Source organism: Gardnerella sp. KA00127, from assembly GCF_049244125.1.
Taxonomy (GTDB): Bacteria; Actinomycetota; Actinomycetes; order Actinomycetales; family Bifidobacteriaceae; genus Bifidobacterium; species Bifidobacterium swidsinskii.
The window spans coordinates 40,199-58,483 of the sequence record NZ_CP058377.1 but is presented as its reverse complement, the minus strand read 5'-3'; the positions used below and the strand labels follow the sequence as shown (position 1 = coordinate 58,483).

The window sequence follows — 18,285 nt, the reverse complement described above, 5'->3', positions numbered from 1 at the left end:
ATGTGCAACGTTTGCAAAGCATTGGTGCAAAGCTACAGAAACATACAAGCATCCAATCAATGCGAAAAATCGAAGAATCTCACCACATGAATATAAATTGTTCAATTAGGTTTTGGGGAGAGCGAGGCATTGATTGTTTCTATTTTGTAGTGTGCAGCAGCATTAACATTAGTGTTCTATGATTAGAAAAATATGTAGTTAGTTATGGAATAAGGTGTTGATGTTTCATGTGAAACATCAAAAAAATTTGTGCTTTTTATGTCCATGGAAACGACGAAACTTAAAACACGATATTTTTGTTTTAAGAGTTTCGCATATTTAATTGGGGGTGATACGTCGTGGAATCAGCTGCTGAAACGATTCAACGAATTTTTGGAGATTCAAAATCCTCCCTAGGTATTGAATTGGCAGATTTGACATCTCGTTTTCATTCCATTGAACAAGCGAAATATCCTAAGCCTAAGCAAACGCGTTTTATTGCTGTTGCTAATCAAAAAGGTGGAGTAGGAAAAACAAGTTCTGCTGTAAATCTTGCTGCAGCTATGGCAGTAAGTGGATCAAAAGTACTTCTTATTGATATGGATCCACAAGGGAATGCGTCAACTGCATTAAATACTCCTCATGCTTCTGGTAATTTGTCGGTTTACGATGTTCTTGAAGGGCGAAAAAGTATCGCTGAAGTAAAACATGCTTGCCCAGATATTGAAGGACTTGATGTTGTGCCAGCATCCATTGATTTAAGTGGTGCTGAATTAGAGCTTGCAGATATGGATAATCGTAATAATCTGTTAAAGGATGCCTTGCAAGAATATCTTGATAATAGCAGCGAACATTACGATTATGTTTTTATTGATTGTCCTCCGTCGCTTGGCTTGTTAGTGATTAATGCCATGTGTGCAGCACGTGAAATGCTTATACCAATTCAAGCTGAGTATTATGCTCTTGAAGGTTTAGGACAGCTTATAAGAACTATTGGTTTAGTCCAGCAACATTACAATCCAATTTTAGTTGTTTCTACAATGCTTGTTACTATGTTTGACAAGCGAACTTTATTAGGCAGAGAAGTTTTCCAAGAAGTTAAAAAACATTATCCAAATATTGTGCTTGAGACTACGATTCCTCGTACTGTGAAAATACCTGAAGCGCCAAGTTTTAACCAAAGTGTTATTACTTATGATCCTCATGGATCAGGAGCGATTTCTTATCGCGAAGCTGCGTTAGAAATAGCGAAAAGGTCTAAGACAGTATTATCTGTTATTGCAGCAAAGCAAGATGCTAATCGACAAGAACAACAACAGGAGAATCAATAATGAGTGGAAATAAGTCTCGCCTGGGTAAAGGTTTAGGTGCTTTGTTCCCAGCTTTGCCTGGCGAGGATGCGCTTGCCGATGCATCTAATAATTTGCAATTTAATGTTTCACATGAAACAAAAAAATCCGAATCTGTGGATAGTCAATTAGAAGAACAAGCAAAAGTTTCACGTGAAACGTTACATAAAGATAATAATCAATCAAAAAATGTTTCACATGAAACAAAGGTCCCTAGTATGAGCAATTCAATTGCTCCTCACGCGGATAAGAGTAATAACAAAATAAAGAATGTTTCACGTGAAACCGTGCCGTCAATTCATACTAACAAGCATTCTCATAAACGTTCAACTATGCCATCTCTTGGAGATGTCACTAGACCTATGGATTTCTTTTTTGGAGATTCAGCATCAACGACATTTATGTCGTCTAAGGCAAAAAATAATGAAGAAACCGTTATTGGTGAAAAAAATAACGCTGCTGAAAAATCGAATAAAACCGCAAAAAATGAGCCTTTGAAGCCAGTAAAAGGTGGATATTTAGCTTATCTTAAGCCGTTAGATATTGTTCCTAATGCGCATCAACCTCGAACAATTTTTGATGAAGATGAGCTGCGAGAACTTGCGTCATCTATTAAAGAAGTCGGCGTTTTACAGCCTATAGTTGTGCGACCTATTGTTGATGCAGATAAAAATGATGAACAAATTGCACATTATGAACTTATTATGGGCGAGAGAAGATGGCGTGCTTCTCAGCTAGCTGAACTTGATACAGTTCCAGCGATTGTGCGCACAACTGCTGATGAAAATATGTTAAGAGATGCATTGCTTGAAAATCTTCATCGCGTTGCTCTTAATCCTCTTGAAGAAGCGGCAGCATATTCTCAGATGATAGATGATTTTGGTTTAACACAGATTCAGCTTTCTCAGTCTGTATCAAAATCACGTCCACAAATTGCTAATACTTTAAGACTTCTCAATCTTCCTGCTAGCGTGCAAAAACATGTCGCCTCAGGCGTGCTTTCTGCAGGTCACGCACGAGCACTACTTGGCTTGGAAAATCCAGAAGATATGGAGAGTCTAGCCAATCGCATTATTGCAGAAGGATTGTCAGTTCGTAGTACTGAAGAGATTGTTTCGTTGAAGAATGAAGATACATCTCATGGAGCAGTACGTACGCGTGTGCGTCGCAATAATCAGTGGTCTTCTTCGCCTGTGCGCAAGCAGCTTGAGGAGCATTTTGCTACCAAAGTTTCTATTAAGGGCACAGAAAATCATGGAAGAATCGAGATTGTCTTTTCTTCTCCTGAAGAAATGCAACGAATTATTGGTTTACTTGTTTCTAAAAAAGAATAGTAGTTTTAATAAAATACGTGTGACATTTGTCTACAATATAATAGCTTAGACTGTAATGTCACACGTAAATTTAATTGTATTTATGCTTTTACTTTTAGTAAGCCTTTGTGTAATGAGTAAGATTTAAGCGTATTTTTCGTTAAGATAAGTTTGAGCATCAAGAGCTGCTCTGCATCCCATTCCTGCTGCAGAAATTGCTTGACGATACATGTTGTCGACAACATCTCCCGCAGCAAAAACGCCTTCAACAGAAGTGCGAGTAGTTGCACCATCAACAACAATTGTTCCATCTTCATTAAGTTTTAATTGGTCGTTTAAGAACTTTGTTGCAGGAGTGTGACCAATTGCCACAAACAATCCAGCTGACTCAACTTCTTGAGTTTCTCCTGTAATAACATTGCGAACAGTAAGTGAAGTAGCTTCTAGATCGTTGCCGTGCACTTCATCTACAACGCTATTTGTAATAAATTTGATTTTTTCGTTTTCTTTTGCTCTGTCAACCATAATCTTTGAAGCGCGGAATTCATCTCTGCGGTGAATTAAAGTAACAGAAGAACCAAATCGTGTGAGGAACAATGCTTCTTCAAAAGCAGAATCTCCTCCACCAACTACAGTAATTGGTTTTCCTCGGAAGAAGAAGCCGTCACAAGTTGCGCAATAAGATACACCTCTGCCGGAGTACTCGAGTTCTCCTGGAACACCCAATTTGCGCACTTGCGAGCCCGTAGAGACAATAACTGCGTCGGACTCATAAGTTATACCGTCATCGGTAGTAACGAGCTTTACAGCGCTTTTAAAGTCTACAGAAGCGACCTCGTTCAGCAATACTTCTGCGCCAAATTTTTCAGCTTGTTTTTGCATAGATTCCATTAAGTCAGGGCCTAAAATACCTTCTGGGAATCCTGGATAATTCTCTACTTCCGTTGTGTTCATCAATTGACCGCCTGGAGTAAGAGCTCCAGCAATAACAAGTGGTTTGTACCCAGCGCGACCCAAATATATTGCAGCAGTGTATCCTGCAGGTCCGGATCCAATTATGATAACTTTTCGAAGTTTATTTTCCATTACTTATTTCCTTAAAGCACTTATTATAAGAGATTCAGTACAGTTTTACAGAATTGATGTACAAACTGTTCTTAGGCATGCTATCTTTTGGAACCCATAGCATGAAATCTTGAGATTTTACAATCTTCTTAAGTTTTACATCTGTTGTTCCGCTTTCGTCGAATGTAAATTCTGCTACTTGAGTTCCCTTAGTTGGATCATCCTTAGTATCTGCCAACAAATATGCGTGACCTCCAGAGGAACGTATCGAAACAACGAAGCGATACACAGTTTGTGGTTCGGTTAAGTGAATATAGTATCCATATCCAGCTTGATTAGCCGGGAAGCTTAAGAATTGATAACGATCAGCTTCGTAAGCAACGTTATTAGTAGGAATTTTAGGCTTAGGCACAGGTTTTACTTGCTTACGACCCATATTTTTCTTAGCAGGTTGTTTTTCTTGAGGAAGAATACCTTGGCTGCCAAACGGAACATTTTCTAGACTAGTGCTATCCCATGAGCCGTTGTTTCCGAAGCTATCTGTGCTTTCATGATTGCCAAATAAACCATGTAATGCCAAAGCTAATCCAGCTACAAGGAGTAACGAAACAGCCCCGATAGCAATAACTTTGGTTGAAAGACCCCACCAAATTTTAGCATCTGCAATAGTGTTGTTATTTTGTGTATTCTGCTTTTGTTTGTGCAAAGTAGCAGTTTGTTCCAGAGGCTGGAAGCTTGGCGGCAAAGAAGGTGCTCCATTTTCTTGGATATCGTCGTTTTGGTCATTGTTTATTTCGTCTCTAAGTGCTCTTGCTGATTCCTCTCCAGGAGCTACAAATCTTCCGTGAGAATCAACAACAGGAACGCGACCAGTAGCTTCGCCTTCTGAAGTTAAGTTTTGTGGTCTTGAGATTAATTCTGTGTGTTGATTATTTTCAGTAAGAAGATGCCCAAAATCAAAACTACTAACTACGCCTGTTTCGCTAATAGTATTTTTGGAAGTTTGATTTCTTGTATTTTCAACGTGATCAAAAATATTTTTAGACGTAGCAGTATCGGGAAAATGTTTATATGAAGCAGACAATGTTGGGAAAAGAGCATCGTCTGTATCAAGTTCTGTAGGAGCGAGAATGCTAGCTATTTCTGCTGCTGCAATATCATGAAAATCTATATCTGTATTAGTGTTAGTTTCGTCACTAAAACTATTGTTACCAATGCCTTCAGAATCTGAGTTAGTATTGCTTCTTTTAAGAAGAGATCCCAATGTTCTTCCAGCATTTTTGAAGCTATCACTTAACTTAGCGGATCCATTTGTATTATTTGAAATAGTGTTGGCTGAATTAGTTGAAGAAAAATCGTTAGAATCCTGATTATTTCTTTGCATTAATTGTGCATCAAATTCTTCTTCACTTTGTGAAAGACCTTCAGGCAAAGGTAGTATACAATCATCTTTTGCTTCGCGAAGTCGAACATTGCTAATAGAAGCAACACTTGTTTTACCATCAAGCACAATATCTCTTGTTGTGAGCTTCGATAAAGGCGTGTATGAACCTAATAATGCTACTAATTCTGCAATAGACGCCATAGGTATTACGTTGTTATTTTTATTTGAAGCTAGGCTTCTTGTGCAAATCATCCTAAATTCTGAAGGAGTATTATCTGGCAAAAGAGACGCATCAAAACGAGCTTGTATTCGAGAAGAAGTTCTAGTAATCAAAGTGTATAACAATGATGCAAGTTGCTTAGTTGCAATATGTTCAACATTTTGCCTTGGAATTTGATCATCATCTTTTTGAGTCACATCTTCCAAAAGAGGACTTACTGGAGTATCTGCTAACTCAATTCCTGAAGAACTTATGCGAACAGTGTCACTAGAAACAGCGTGGTGAGTAATATTGCTAGCAAGTAATCTGCTTAAAGCTTGTGCAGTTTCTGCAACAATAGTTCTTATTGCTTCGTAGCTTAAAGGTGCTTTTTTAAGAGCCAAATAATCATTGATAGTAATACCGCGATCTAAAGCTGTAACAATAATTGCAACAGAATCATGATGCCGTAATTGAAGTACTTGCGTAAACTTGCGGCTATGCGATAAAGCCAAGGTTGATGCAATTGTATTTACTTGCGGCAAAAAACGTGAATCTCGTACAATAAAAAGCTGGCAATCCTGCGTAAGTATGCGGTCATTGGCTTGCCATACTTGCAAGCCTGCTTCGTTGCGCAAAAGCGATACTAGTACGTATCGATTTAGTACAATATCTCCTAACCGAGGTTCCATTTGTTCCTCATCTTCCTACGCATGTGCAATAAGTAACTTAACATTTTTACTAACACATAATTGTACTGGTGAGCCGTCATGTTATGTACAGCATTTTGCTGTTATTGAAATAATTTCCCAAATAATCACATATTTTAAGGAAAAGCTCAATATGAAACTACGCTCTTAGAAGTTTTTGCTGTTAGAAGAATCATGATATTTTGCATCGGATTGTATTCTACGCGGAATTCTAAGATTTTTCTGTTCGTGCTGTGATTGACTTTTTGCAGTTTCTTCAAAAATTTTAGCAAGAGGAGCAAGAGCAGGAATCTTTTGGGCAAGCTTACTAATTATTGGGGCAGACAAATCTACAAGTTCTCTGGTCTTCAAAAGTAAGAGTGCTGACAGATAAACAACAGCAATAATAATTGTTGTTATTGCGCAAATAAGTATTGCGTATACCCACCTTAATATTCCATGCATATGTGGGGAATTGAAGTTTAAAACATGCAATAGCGGTTTACTCACTAAGAGACCAACAACAATAGATACTATTGAAGCAATAGTAATTTTTATATGCGTAATTGCAAGATTTCGATCATCTAAGTCATTGTTGAAACGATTTCGAAGCATATGAACAAGTGATGGGAAAGTCAAGAAGTAGCTTATTGAAACTGATGAGCCTAAAGCTGTAACCCAATAAGTAGGTGGCAGTACATTAATGCAACATACAAAGGCAAAAAGCTCAGTAAGAAGTTGCGCTGCTGCGAAAATAAAAGGACTTTTACCGTCTTCAAAAGCAAAGAATGTGCGTTGAATAATCAAATAGCTACTAGTTAAAGGCAAGCCAAAAGCTAGCATCATTAGAGGTGCAGACATAAGGTTTGCTTCTTGAACACTTATTGATGGTATTAAAGCTAACGAAATAGGTGTCGGAATAACAATAAAAATGACTGTAAAGAAGCACATAATTATGCTTACATGCCTGAGTGCTTCACTTAAATCATTGCGCGCGCTATGTAAATCGTGAGATGCAATAGAGCGTGAAATTTTAGGGAAAATTGCTGTTGCAACGGATACTGCAACTAAAGAGTATGGCAATAGGAACATTGTGTAAGCGTTTTGATAAGTAGCATTACCTGCTACTTCAAACTGGTCTAAGCCTAAACGTTTTTCAGCAACAAATGGGACGCTTGTTGTTATATGCGTAGTAATCATTACAACTATTTGTGTAACAATAACAATGCCCATGCTCCATGCAGCAACAGGGCCCATTGATCTTAAACCGATATCTCGTATACCAAAACTTGGCTTGTAGTGTATTCCGCATTTTATAAGAGGTAGGAATAACACTAAAGCTTGTGCTGCTACGCCGATAGTCCAGAATCCTGCAGTGAGCAAAAGAGTATTGCCATTCCAAAAACTTAGTGGCATCCTATTTGCTTTACCAAAGATGATGATAAAAACGCCAAAGCCTAGGCAACTAATAATATTTGCTGCAACTGAACTCCACGCGTACATGGCAAAATGCTCTTTTGCCGCCAAAACTTGCCCAAGTACTGTATAAATACCGTAAAAGAAAATTTGAGGCATGCACCATAAAGTAAATGAACAAGTTAATGTTTGCATTTCGGCGCTTCCGCCGGCGTATAGCATAGTGAGCACAGGCGTTGCTATAGACATAAGAACTGTTAGCGCGAGAAGCAGAAGAATTGCAAATGTAATAAGTTTATTTAAGCGTTCCTCGGCATTTTTCTTTTCGAGAGTGCGAACAATTTGCGGTACTAATACAGCGTTGAAAATTCCACCTGAAACAAGCGTATATATTAGCTGTGGAATCATAGATCCAGCTTGATATGCGTTTGCTGCTAAACCTGTTGTTCCAAGGGCTGCTGCTAATAAGATAGTACGTATTTGACCTGTAATGCGTGATGCGGCTGTTCCGCTAGCCATAATTACAGAATTTCGACCTACTGAACTCATTCGTCTGGATCCTTCTTACGGTGGAATTGCCTCCAAAGGCCAAGAAGACCAAGAATGAAAGCAAATACTATAATAATCGTACCGCTTTTATCACTAATTTGCAGTGTACTAGTAATAAGTGTGCTTTGTTCTTTTGCAAATACGCGATGCTGATTGTCTTCAAGCACAAAAGTAGCTTTTGTGTGAATTGATGTAGTGATTCTCAGTGGTAAAGTTACTTGAGTTTCGCTATTAGCTGGAATTTTTACTAAAGTTTTACGGCGTGTAACAATTTCCATAGCATGAGTATTTGCAGATAAATACACTTGCACAGGGTAAGAGTATGTGTTGCTTATCGTAATAGGCATGCTTGCTGTTTCGCTTACGGCAGTAATATCATGCGGTGGGATTATGCGAATGCCATTCATCAGTGTATTTGCAAAAGTCTTAGCAGTATTTTTACTTATACAAGACTTGTTATTTTTCTTGCTGTGTGCAGTAGTTTTGGCTGAATCTTGCTGCTCGATCGTATTATTGGTAAATTCGTGCAAAGAAATATCGTCGTATAAGCGTAATAAATACTTTTCTAAGTCTTTTATGTTAATAAGTTTTTTTGTTTTGGCTGTTTGTTTTGCAAGTGCTTGAGCGTCACCCTCAGTATTATGAGGATGCTTAGCGGAACTATAGTCGAGAATATTCTTAGTAAAACGTAAAACGTCTTTCCTTGAATGTGACAAATCGTTTAGGCAAGAGCGTCGTTTTTCAGTAATATTCTCGCTTATAGAGCTGTTGCGAGATATTTCACGCATTATGGAATTTTTCTTCCAGTCAGGCAAGGCATTTTGCTTCGTATTTGCCATTGTTTGCAAGTCGCTTAACGACAGCCAAGGAGATTGTTCTAATGCGTTCATAACAGCATCAATATTTGAATTAGATGCATTATTCGAAAAAGTAATGAGAATATGTCTATCAACATACGGCTGTTCCATTTGGTAGAACGCGCTTTGTGCCACTAAACGATTAATGCGCCCAGCCTGAGTTCGTTCGCTTGTTGCGTTATCGCTTGTAGGCTTTCCGTTTGCCAGAAGAGTAAGCACTGATTGAGGTGACAAAACTCGCACATTCCCTGCAGGCGTATCTATATCGTATATGCCATTTCTAACAGCAAACTGTGAAGCATTATTGTCAAATTCGTCTGTTGCAATAACAGTTTCATATCCATTACGTTTTGCTTGCTCTAGTGCATGAATAGTCCATTTGCCGTATGTTTGCCATGCATAAGCTTTATTTAAATTATGATTAGTTGAGTCTGTTTGTTTTGAATTATTTGCTTTAGTAATATTTTTCTGCGATTGCGAATTTTTTGCAGACCATTTTTCTTTAGTAATTCCTGCCGATTTATACAAATCGTCATTATTGTCATCTGCATAAGCACTGATATCAAAACCAGATTGTTGCATATAAGCGCTTGGTTTGAGTGTTAAATGCGATGCTTGTATTGTGCTTAAATCTGCGATTGTTTGTAATTTTGAGTGTTTATTTGCTAAATCAGCTTTCCCAATAATGTTGTGAATACTATCTTTGTCTGCTCTAAGTAACGTTTCTAAATGATCGCTAGGTTGAATGTTATTAGCTTTAAAATTGCGTAAATCGTTTTGTGTACGAATTAATATTGGCATGAGCGCAGTAAGTTTCATCGCTGGTAAGTTAGCTGAGTGCATGCCAATATTTGCTCTTGTCAAAAAAGAATGTATCGATTTGTATTTTGAATAATCTTGTGAGAAATACGTAATTTTTAATGGTTTGGGACCCCAATTCAGGATGGAACGTAATTCTTGTTTATCTGCAGGTATGTTAAAGCTAAGAGTGCACGTGTGACCGGAAGCTAAACTTGGAGTTTTTACGGAATCTAAAATTTGAGGAGTTGGTATAAGAGATTCCTCTTGCGACCAATTTTGCACGTCCGTGCGCGAAACAAAAGTGTAATTGGAATTTATAGAAAGTTGTAAAGTGCCTTCTGGAAGTGCCGTTTTTACGGCTTTTAGTGTTGCAGTAAGGTGGTATCCGCTTTTATCTGTTACTACAGGCGTTGCTTGAGTTATATCTATTTCAATGCCCTTGCTATGCGGATTTTCATACGTAGATTGTTTTTTATTTTGTCTTGTAGAAGTTTTGTCAGATAAATCTGCTTTTTTCGTGTTTGCATATGCGTAATTTGCTAATCCTGCATATTTTGCTGTTGGAAAAGCAAAAATTGTTGCAAATACTACGAATAATATAAAAATAAAACGTGCAGAAATTAAGCAAGTATGTAACGTAATTCGTAATAAAGAAAATACGTATGAAAGTGCCTTCTGCTTTAGAACAGTAGACGCATTTGTGGTCTGATGTTTACGCGTGAGTTTCTTCACTGTTAGACCGCCTATGTGCTTTTTTGGCATAAAGCCATGCAATTTTACGTTCATTTGGATAGCTTAGTATTGCATTAAGTTCTTTAAAATTCACCCATATTGCATCTTCTGCTTCGTGATCGGGATCTCCTAATACAGATAAGTCGCCACTTACGTAACGTAACGCAAAATGGTGCACTAGCTTGTGTACTCTATGCGTTGTGCCTGTAAACCAATAGTCGATTGTGGCAATCGAATCTACTACTTCGCCAACTATACCCGTTTCCTCATGAATTTCGCGAACTGCTGTTTCTTGGGGTGTTTCACCTTTTTCTATATGTCCTTTTGGTAGACACCATTCAAGGTGTCCGCTTCTTGAATGACGAGCAATAATTGCGACACGCCCGAGAGAGTCAAATACTAAACCGCCTGCGGAATATTCTCGAATAATTGGCAAGTCTTGCGCATCTAAAGAAGCAAAAGTTGTAGGAGTATCTGCCTGTCTGCGTGGTGGCATAAGTGCTGGAGATACGCCTGAGAAAGAAGATGTTTTTTGAAGATTATCTTCCGGTGATCCTGAGTCTTGCGCAGTGCTGTCATCCTTAGAAAACAGCGGAATATCAACAACATTTTGTTCTTCACAACTGTCTTGCTGGCAAGACTTTTTTCTATGCATTTTAGCTAAATCAAGTGGCGTAATAACAGGAGCAGCTTGATTTTGGGCATGATTATCCGCAAGCTTGGCGAGCGTACGTCGTAAGTCTGCAGGAGTAATCATATAGTCAACATTACTCAATCCGCTGTGCATTGGGGTAACGGTATGCTGGAATATAGATTGATTTTTGCTGAAAGGGTGTCGGTAAGGGTGACTGAGAACTTCGAAGTTTGGCCTGAAGCTATAGAGTTGGGGCGACTTTTTGCTGAGCGTCATTATGAACTTGCATTAGTTGGTGGTCCTGTGAGAGATATGCTACTGCATCGCGTGTCGCATGATCTTGATTTTTGTACATCAGCTCGACCCGAAGAGTTTGAACCTATTTTGCGTCGTTGGGGACATGATGGTTTTTGGGATATGGGTCGCAAATTTGGCACGTTGGGAGCTATGCGTCGACGTGCTGATGGTACAGAAGTAAAAGTTGAAATTACTACATACCGTTCTGATGTGTACGATCCAGATTCTCGTAAACCTGAAGTGCAATATGGCGATACTTTAGAAGGTGATCTTTCTAGGCGTGATTTTACTGTCAACGCAATGGCGTTGCGCGTGCCAGATTTACAGTTTGTAGATCCTTTTGGCGGTGCTAGTGATTTAGCTAAAGGCGTGTTGCGAACCCCGGTTGATCCTCGTCAATCTTTTGATGACGATCCTTTGCGTATGATGCGTGCAGTTCGTTTTGTTGCGCAACTTGGGTTTAGTATCGAAGCAAATACTGCTGAAGCGATTGTGGACATGGCAGATAGGTTAGATATTGTTTCTGCTGAAAGAATTCGCGAAGAAATTACTAAAATGTTACTTTCGGACAGACCTCGTAAAGGATTAGAAGCTCTTGTTGAATCTGGTATAGCTCAGCGTGTTCTTCCGGAGATTCCAGCTTTACAGCTTGAAATTGACGAGCATCATCGTCATAAGGACGTTTTTGAACACACAATGATGGTTCTTGAGCGCGCTATAGCTTTGGAAACAGATCAGGAAGGTCCAGTGCCGTCTCCAGATTTAACGTTGCGTCTAGCTGCTTTATTGCATGATATTGGGAAGCCAAAAACTCGAAAATTTGAAGATGGAGGGAAAGTTAGTTTCCACCACCATGATGTTGTTGGCGCAAAAATGACTCGTAAACGTTTGAAAGCACTGCATTTTGATCATCATCTTATCGAAGATGTTACTGAATTAGTGAATTTGCATTTGCGTTTTCATGGGTATGTTGATGAACCGTGGACTGATTCTGCAGTTCGTCGTTACGTAAAAGATTCAGGACATCTGTATGAGCGGTTGAACCGACTTACTAGAGCAGATGCAACCACTCAGAATCGTCGCAAATCGTTAATGTTTGAGCATGCGATGGACGAGATGGAAGAGCGCGTAAAGGAGCTTAAAAAGCAGGAAGATTTTAACGCTATTAGACCTGATGTAGACGGTAATGAAATAATGCAATTATTGCATTTGCAACCAGGTCCAACAGTTGGTGAGGCTTATAAGCATATGCTTGATTATCGTCTCGATAATGGTCCGGTAGACCATGATATTGCTGTAGAAGAATTACAGCGATGGTATGAGGAAACGTACAAAAAGTAAAAGTTTCTTCACTTAAATAAAGAGTAGCAGTATAAAATATTTTACTGCTACTTTTTTATTTAACTTCCTTATGCTGATCTGCCTTAGGAATGTTTTTCATAAGATCAGCTCTTATACATCCTTGCACTTCATGTATTGTTGCGCCTGCTGCTGGAACATCTACTTTAGGGCGAAGATTATTAAAAGTAGAGCCAAGCACAATATCGACGAGCTTATCTTTTCTATCATCCATTCGCATAATTGCATCGGTAAAATTAGCGTTTACTGTATAAGCTTCATTAATAGCGTTTTTTCCAAAGTAAATGATTGTTCGTTTAATGTTACTGGATTTGTTATTGTTAACTTCTGTTAAGTTAAATCCGCGAGCGTTTAAAGCTTCGCCAACCGCGCGAGCAAGGCCGCGGAACTTTGTGCCGTTGAGAACTCTGATTGCTACAGCTCTATTATCTACGTAAGGGGCTTTGGCTCCTTCTTTTCCTATTATTGCGCATGGAGCTGGAACGCCGTAATTTGGGTTATCTTTTGGAGCACGCACAGAATTTATGCCAAAAGCGTGGAATTGCACAAGTAAAGCAAATATAAAAGTGACGCCCAAGCCTACGCCCACTGTAGTGAGTACAGATCTTTTTCTTTGATACATGAAAGCTTTACGAGCAATACGTTCGTCGTATTCTTGCGTCATGTTCACTTCCGATCTGTGGTTTGTAACTTTGTTAGCAGCAAGTTTACACAAGCTGCAGAATATACGTAATATTTCATTGCGTAATATTTTATTTTGCATATTTATTCAACGAATAAATATGCGTTTTATTTATAATTTACAATCTTTGCATGCGCGATATAAAGCAATAAATTCATCGCAAGTAAGCGTCTCGCCGCGTCTAGTTGGGTCAATTCCAGAATTTTTATATGCTTCTTCTGGAACTTGATTTTTAAGAGCTGCGTGCAATGTCTTACGTCGTTGCTGGAAGGCGGCATCAATGAAAGCGAATACTCCCTCACGTTCATTATTGTCACCTTTACCTGTGCAATTGCGAGTAAAAGAAACTAATGCTGAATCAACGTTTGGCGATGGCCAAAATACATTACGACCGATAAGCCCTGCGCGTTGGGCTTTGCCGTACCACGCCAACTTAACACTTGGTGTGCCATATACTTTATTCCCAGGTTGTGCGCATAAACGATCTGCTACCTCTTTTTGAACCATAACTAGAAAATTCTGTAAGTTACTAAATTTTTCTAGCAAAGTAAGAATAATAGGCGTCGCAACGTTGTATGGCAGGTTTGCAACAAGAGTAAATTGTTTAGCCTGCGCAATCTGTGGAACATCATCGGCATTTACTGTCAAAGCGTCTTTTAGAATGACGTTAAATTTTTGCATTGATTGAGGCATAAATTCTTCTACAGTATGCGGCAATCGTCGAGCTAGCGGAGGGTCTATTTCTACTGCAGTAAGCTGTGCTCCTGTTTGCAATATTGCAAGAGTAAGAGAACCAAGACCAGGCCCTACTTCCATAACGATATCGCCAGATTTAACTTCAGCTGCCGCTACTATTTTTCGCACTGTACCAGGATCAATAACGAAATTTTGACCAAACTTTTTGGTAGGAGTAATGCCTTCCTCGGCAGCAATACGTCTAATATCTGCTGCACCTAAAAGCTGACCTTCATTTTCAATGCTGATTTCTGTCAAAGTTTTACCGTCCAAATTTCGTAACAATTAATCCGTTGCGCCAAAGTGCGTTAAAACACGCTGCTGCCTTTTAATACCAGCCAATTTCGCGCGAATGCTTTACTGCTCCACTAGGTGTTTTATATTTGCTCTTAATGTAACTTAGACCCCAGCTAATTTGTATTGCGGCATCTTCATGCCAATTAGCTCCTGCACTGCTCATTTTATTTCCAGGAAGAGCTTGAGGAATGCCATAAGCGTGTGAGCTAGGATTTTCTGCGTTCCATCTCCATCCAGATTCCCTATTCCATAACCATAAAAGATCTTCCCATTCTTTACCGGTCCAACCCATTTGCGCAGCTGCGCCCTGAGCGAATAGTTTAGCTTGTTCTGGAGTAGCATGTACAAGGCTATCGGGATTAGAGCTTGGAGCGGGTGCAGGTGGATTAGCTGCAGGTGCGGGAGCTGCAGATGCGGTTTGTTGTTGAGTTGGCTGTTGGCTGTTTTTCTTCTCCTGTTTTGCAGGTTGCTCAGTATTCTGCTTTTTGGGTTGAGCGTTTGTTTGTTGTTTGGATTGTTTTGACTTTTGCGTATTTGTATTATTTTTGTGAATTGGTGCAGGAGCAGCCTTACCTACAGCAATAACTTGATTAACTGCAGGCTTTACCAAATTTTGCGAAACTAAAGTTGCGCTTTCTGCTTTGCCATCTACGTATGTAACGTTATAAACATCTTCGCGCTCACCATTCACGCCAACTTGTTGTACAACGCGAGAATTCGCTGGAAGTTTAGGATCTACTACAGTTTGTGTGGCAAAAGGTAATGAAACTGTACGAGTTTCTTTGCCATGAGTAACTCGAGAAACACGTAAAACAGTATTTCCATCATCTTCTTCTACGCTTACGCGATCTTCCTTGCCGAGCACTATACCTTGAGAATCAAGAATTGCGCTCGCAGGTAAGTCTCCATTTTGCACAATGCGTGTTTTCCTGTCAGCGATAACGCTAATTGGACCTTTTTTATTAATTGATAAGCCGCAAGTGAGTTTATCGTAAATATTTTGCAAATTTACTGTAATTCGTGAAGCGTTCTTAGCATTAGCTTTAAAAAAGCCGATTAATTGATCGACACTAGTTGCAACAGTCCAGAACGGTATAGTTACTCCATCTACAGTGATAGAAGTTTGATAAGCACTGCGAACTGTTACAGTAGAATGATTTGTGAGAATATCTCCAGAAGAAGAAATAATTTGATCGTGAGTTTTTACTGGCACGTGTTGTTCTTCCAATAAACGTATTGGATTTGTTGAATAAGTGCTTACAATATGCGTTTTTCCATTTATGATCATTGCAACAGATTTTTTAGCTGTAAATATAAACAAGCTTGTTGCTGTGAGTGATATAGATAAAACGCAGGCGATTATTCTTGCACGACGCATCACTATTAATCGTCTAGGCGTCCATCGACGTGCCATACAATCACTCCCTTTGCAATAATGCTAACTTCTCTATTATACCTTCAGTATTGCATTCAAAATTGAGTGCAAAACAAAATAAAAGTGGGGGCGGGAGAGAAGGGGATATTCCCGCCCCCTATGAGGTGGAGCTGGTTGGGGGACGCTCCACTCTCACCTCGGAAACCCTGAGTTGGGGGAAGGTTCCCGAGTTCTTACTCGCGAAAAGTTTTGTTATAAAGATGATCATGTGCACAGATATAGATTTGTTATTTTCATAATACGCCATAATTTGGCACTGTATATGAAAAATAAAAATCTTTTCTATTTTTGAATAGTTAATTAGCCACTATCCCCTCTGCTTTAATCATTTCACGTCATTATATGTGATACGAAAGATAACAAAACTATAGTTCTGGAATATGTGAATGGAAAATAAGAAATACTCGCGAAACGAGTGGAATAAAAATGGAGCCTCCTGCCGGGATCGAACCGGCGACCTGCCGCTTACAAGGCGGCCGCTCTGGCCATCTGAGCTAAGGAGGCGAAGTTTCTCGTTAGCATGACGAATCATGCTAAGTAGAACAATTGATTAGTGTACCATATGCCACGTCATTACAAAATTACGGCGATGTTGAATATAGAAACGGCGTGTTTTTTGTTGTTTATATTTGCGTATTTGGCAATATAAGGCATTAACATAATGCAGTATGGAAGATACAAGCATGTTCGATTTGCAACCAGGGACTAATGTAGGCGGATACACGCTTATTTCTAGGCTTGGCGGCGGCGCAATGGGGTCAGTTTGGCGCGTTAATGACGATGGCGGCAATCAATATGCTATGAAAATATTACGTGCTTCTGTTCATGCAAAACAGAGTGAAGATGAAGATTCTGAGCAGGAACGTGCTCGAATACGTTTAAAACGTGAAGCTTTGGCTTTGCAGAGGATTCATCATCCAGGTGTTTGCGCGATAGTGGATATGGAATTAGATGCTTCAATCGCTTTTATTGTGACAGAGTTGATTGAAGGACATAATTTGCGCGAAGACGTGGATGAGAATGGACCTTATATTGCAGATGATTTGGAGCGTCTTGCGCATAAGCTTATTGAAGCTGTTAAAGCAGTTCATGAAGCCGGTATTGTTCATCGCGATATTAAACCAACTAATGTAATGATTTCTGCTACTGGACCTGTATTGGTAGATTTTGGGATTGCGATGGGCGAAGGTGAAAGCCATGTTACTCGCACGGGATTAGTGATGGGCACTCCTGGTTTTATTGCTCCAGAAATTATTGAAGGTGGAGATTCAGATGAACTTACAGATTGGTGGTCTGTTGCTGCTGTGCTTGCATTTGCGGCTACCGGTAAGCCTGTTTTTGGCACAAAGCCTATGATGGCGGTTTTGGAGCGTGCTGCCTCAGGCAATGCAGATTTAACTGGGTTACCTCCTAGAACAATGGCTGCTTTTCGTAAGGCTTTGAATCCGATTCGAGAGCAGCGTTGCATGCCATCTGATTTAGAAAATGCAATTAGTCAAGATGCTATGGATCCTTTAGCCTGGCCGGAGGTGAACCGCCCTTTTGACCGTAATGCCACTAACATAACTATGCGTAAAATGTGGTGTGAAACAAGTCGTGAAACAAAAGAAAAAACTGCTATACTAACAAATTCTCGTACCTGCGATGCAGCTGGTACAGCTGGCATAACAAATCTTAATTCTGATGGAGAAATGCCAACCGTAACTGTTCGTTCTACTACTGTTATGCCACATTCATTAGATAATAGTGAAGACGATAAAACATTTTGTGTGGATGAAAAAACACGAATTAATGCGTTAAACGATGTAGATTTTCAGAATATACAGGACGACAATTCAAACAATTCACGCATTGCACAATCTTCAAAACTTATTCGTTCTTCTGATAACACTTTTGATAATGGCAATATTGAAAATGAAGCAGGTGATTCTCTACACGTTAAAAGTGATGAAGTGTCTTCTGTTGATCCTGTTCTTAATAAACATGATTATGCGCGTAGAGGAACATGGATACTGCTGATTTGTATAATTCTTCATTTAGCCATTGCTTGCTTAAGCATTCTCGATTCTATTGGTTTTGCGATGGTTTTTATGTGGATTAGTGCAACATCCGGCTACAGTATTTCATCAAGCTTGCGAAGATGGCAACTTAACGATGGAATAATTCCTCGCCATGATTCTGTAGTGCTTATTGCAACTTTACCGTGGCATATTATTCGAGGATTTGTTTACATGCTTCCACGAGTTATAGCTATTGTTGTTTCTGGAGGTATTGGAGCTGTTATATATCCATTTTTCTGCGGTAATAATCCTGAATTACTTTCTATAGATGTTGGATCCTTGCGTATTCTTTTACCAACTTACTCACCTAATATTTTTTCAAGTACTGCAGTTGGATATGCTCTAGGATTTATTGTTGCATGGGTTGTTTTTGCTGCAGTTAAGTGGACTACAAAATTCCGTTTAGGATTAGGTGCGGTATTTTATTCTGGAAAATCATTTGAAAAATAAAAA

Annotated in this window: 12 protein-coding genes and 1 tRNA gene; 4 read left to right on the top strand and 9 right to left on the bottom strand. The window is 39.2% G+C overall.

Translation table 11 applies throughout. The features are described from left to right. Positions 1-338: 338 nt before the first annotated feature. Together HXT48_RS00225 and HXT48_RS00220 are read left to right on the top strand one after the other, a co-directional pair. Positions 339-1,310 carry a ParA family protein gene (locus tag HXT48_RS00225; RefSeq protein ID WP_004110194.1) on the top strand — a complete coding sequence of 324 codons (972 nt, stop codon included), beginning with the start codon at positions 339-341 and terminating at the stop codon, positions 1,308-1,310. Next, complete coding sequence (locus tag HXT48_RS00220) at positions 1,310-2,662, top strand: ParB/RepB/Spo0J family partition protein (RefSeq protein WP_012913704.1); 1,353 nt, start codon at positions 1,310-1,312, stop codon at positions 2,660-2,662. The genes HXT48_RS00225 and HXT48_RS00220 overlap by 1 nt, the downstream gene beginning before the upstream one ends. 123 nt (positions 2,663-2,785) lie before the next feature. Here HXT48_RS00220 and trxB read toward each other — a convergent pair whose 3' ends face one another. From trxB to HXT48_RS00195, 5 genes are all read right to left on the bottom strand, one after another. Further along, entirely contained in the window at positions 2,786-3,727 is a 942-nt protein-coding gene (gene trxB / locus HXT48_RS00215; protein ID WP_421793077.1) for a thioredoxin-disulfide reductase, read from the bottom strand. A gap of 34 nt (positions 3,728-3,761) precedes the next feature. Then, the gene (locus tag HXT48_RS00210; RefSeq protein WP_012913706.1) at positions 3,762-5,981 is read right to left on the bottom strand and encodes a hypothetical protein; all 2,220 of its coding nucleotides are present in this window, start codon (positions 5,979-5,981) and stop codon (positions 3,762-3,764) included. Between the two features lie 165 nt (positions 5,982-6,146). Then, positions 6,147-7,943, bottom strand: a complete 1,797-nt coding sequence (gene murJ / locus HXT48_RS00205) for a murein biosynthesis integral membrane protein MurJ (protein ID WP_064621505.1) — start codon at positions 7,941-7,943, stop codon at positions 6,147-6,149. Next, a complete protein-coding gene (locus HXT48_RS00200; RefSeq protein ID WP_415685098.1) occupies positions 7,940-10,363 on the bottom strand; it encodes a DUF6049 family protein in 2,424 nt (807 codons plus the stop codon). Before HXT48_RS00200 ends, murJ begins: the two co-directional genes overlap by 4 nt. Further along, positions 10,314-11,090 carry an NUDIX hydrolase gene (locus HXT48_RS00195; protein ID WP_004110180.1) on the bottom strand — a complete coding sequence of 259 codons (777 nt, stop codon included), beginning with the start codon at positions 11,088-11,090 and terminating at the stop codon, positions 10,314-10,316. The genes HXT48_RS00200 and HXT48_RS00195 overlap by 50 nt, the downstream gene beginning before the upstream one ends. Positions 11,091-11,132: 42 nt before the next feature. On the opposite strand from HXT48_RS00195, the gene HXT48_RS00190 reads away from it, so the two are divergent. Next, the gene (locus HXT48_RS00190; RefSeq protein WP_421793076.1) at positions 11,133-12,605 is read left to right on the top strand and encodes a CCA tRNA nucleotidyltransferase; all 1,473 of its coding nucleotides are present in this window, start codon (positions 11,133-11,135) and stop codon (positions 12,603-12,605) included. A 55-nt stretch (positions 12,606-12,660) separates the two neighbouring features. On the opposite strand, the gene HXT48_RS00185 is transcribed toward HXT48_RS00190, so the two are convergent. The 4 genes from HXT48_RS00185 to HXT48_RS00170 all read right to left on the bottom strand — a co-directional run bounded on the left by HXT48_RS00185 (position 12,661) and on the right by HXT48_RS00170 (position 16,276). Beyond that, a complete protein-coding gene (locus HXT48_RS00185; protein ID WP_004110176.1) occupies positions 12,661-13,287 on the bottom strand; it encodes a LytR C-terminal domain-containing protein in 627 nt (208 codons plus the stop codon). A gap of 129 nt (positions 13,288-13,416) precedes the next feature. Continuing rightward, complete coding sequence (gene rsmA / locus HXT48_RS00180; protein WP_004110171.1) at positions 13,417-14,313, bottom strand: 16S rRNA (adenine(1518)-N(6)/adenine(1519)-N(6))-dimethyltransferase RsmA; 897 nt, start codon at positions 14,311-14,313, stop codon at positions 13,417-13,419. Between the two features lie 55 nt (positions 14,314-14,368). Next, the gene (locus HXT48_RS00175) at positions 14,369-15,751 is read right to left on the bottom strand and encodes a G5 domain-containing protein (RefSeq protein ID WP_012913709.1); all 1,383 of its coding nucleotides are present in this window, start codon (positions 15,749-15,751) and stop codon (positions 14,369-14,371) included. A 448-nt stretch (positions 15,752-16,199) separates the two neighbouring features. Then, positions 16,200-16,276, bottom strand: a tRNA-Thr gene (locus tag HXT48_RS00170). Between the two features lie 164 nt (positions 16,277-16,440). On the opposite strand from HXT48_RS00170, the gene HXT48_RS00165 reads away from it, so the two are divergent. Then, the gene (locus HXT48_RS00165) at positions 16,441-18,282 is read left to right on the top strand and encodes a serine/threonine-protein kinase (protein ID WP_012913710.1); all 1,842 of its coding nucleotides are present in this window, start codon (positions 16,441-16,443) and stop codon (positions 18,280-18,282) included. Positions 18,283-18,285: the final 3 nt, after the last annotated feature.

Coding starts and splice junctions, on each gene's coding strand:
- HXT48_RS00220 (WP_012913704.1), top strand. CDS start 1,310: ATGAGTGGAAATAAGTCTCGCCTGGGTAAAGGTTTAGGTGCTTTGTTC.
- trxB (WP_421793077.1), bottom strand. CDS start 3,727: ATGGAAAATAAACTTCGAAAAGTTATCATAATTGGATCCGGACCTGCA.
- HXT48_RS00210 (WP_012913706.1), bottom strand. CDS start 5,981: ATGGAACCTCGGTTAGGAGATATTGTACTAAATCGATACGTACTAGTA.
- murJ (WP_064621505.1), bottom strand. CDS start 7,943: ATGAGTTCAGTAGGTCGAAATTCTGTAATTATGGCTAGCGGAACAGCC.
- HXT48_RS00200 (WP_415685098.1), bottom strand. CDS start 10,363: ATGCCAAAAAAGCACATAGGCGGTCTAACAGTGAAGAAACTCACGCGT.
- HXT48_RS00195 (WP_004110180.1), bottom strand. CDS start 11,090: ATGATTACTCCTGCAGACTTACGACGTACGCTCGCCAAGCTTGCGGAT.
- HXT48_RS00190 (WP_421793076.1), top strand. CDS start 11,133: ATGCTGGAATATAGATTGATTTTTGCTGAAAGGGTGTCGGTAAGGGTG.
- HXT48_RS00185 (WP_004110176.1), bottom strand. CDS start 13,287: ATGACGCAAGAATACGACGAACGTATTGCTCGTAAAGCTTTCATGTAT.
- HXT48_RS00175 (WP_012913709.1), bottom strand. CDS start 15,751: ATGGCACGTCGATGGACGCCTAGACGATTAATAGTGATGCGTCGTGCA.
- HXT48_RS00165 (WP_012913710.1), top strand. CDS start 16,441: ATGGAAGATACAAGCATGTTCGATTTGCAACCAGGGACTAATGTAGGC.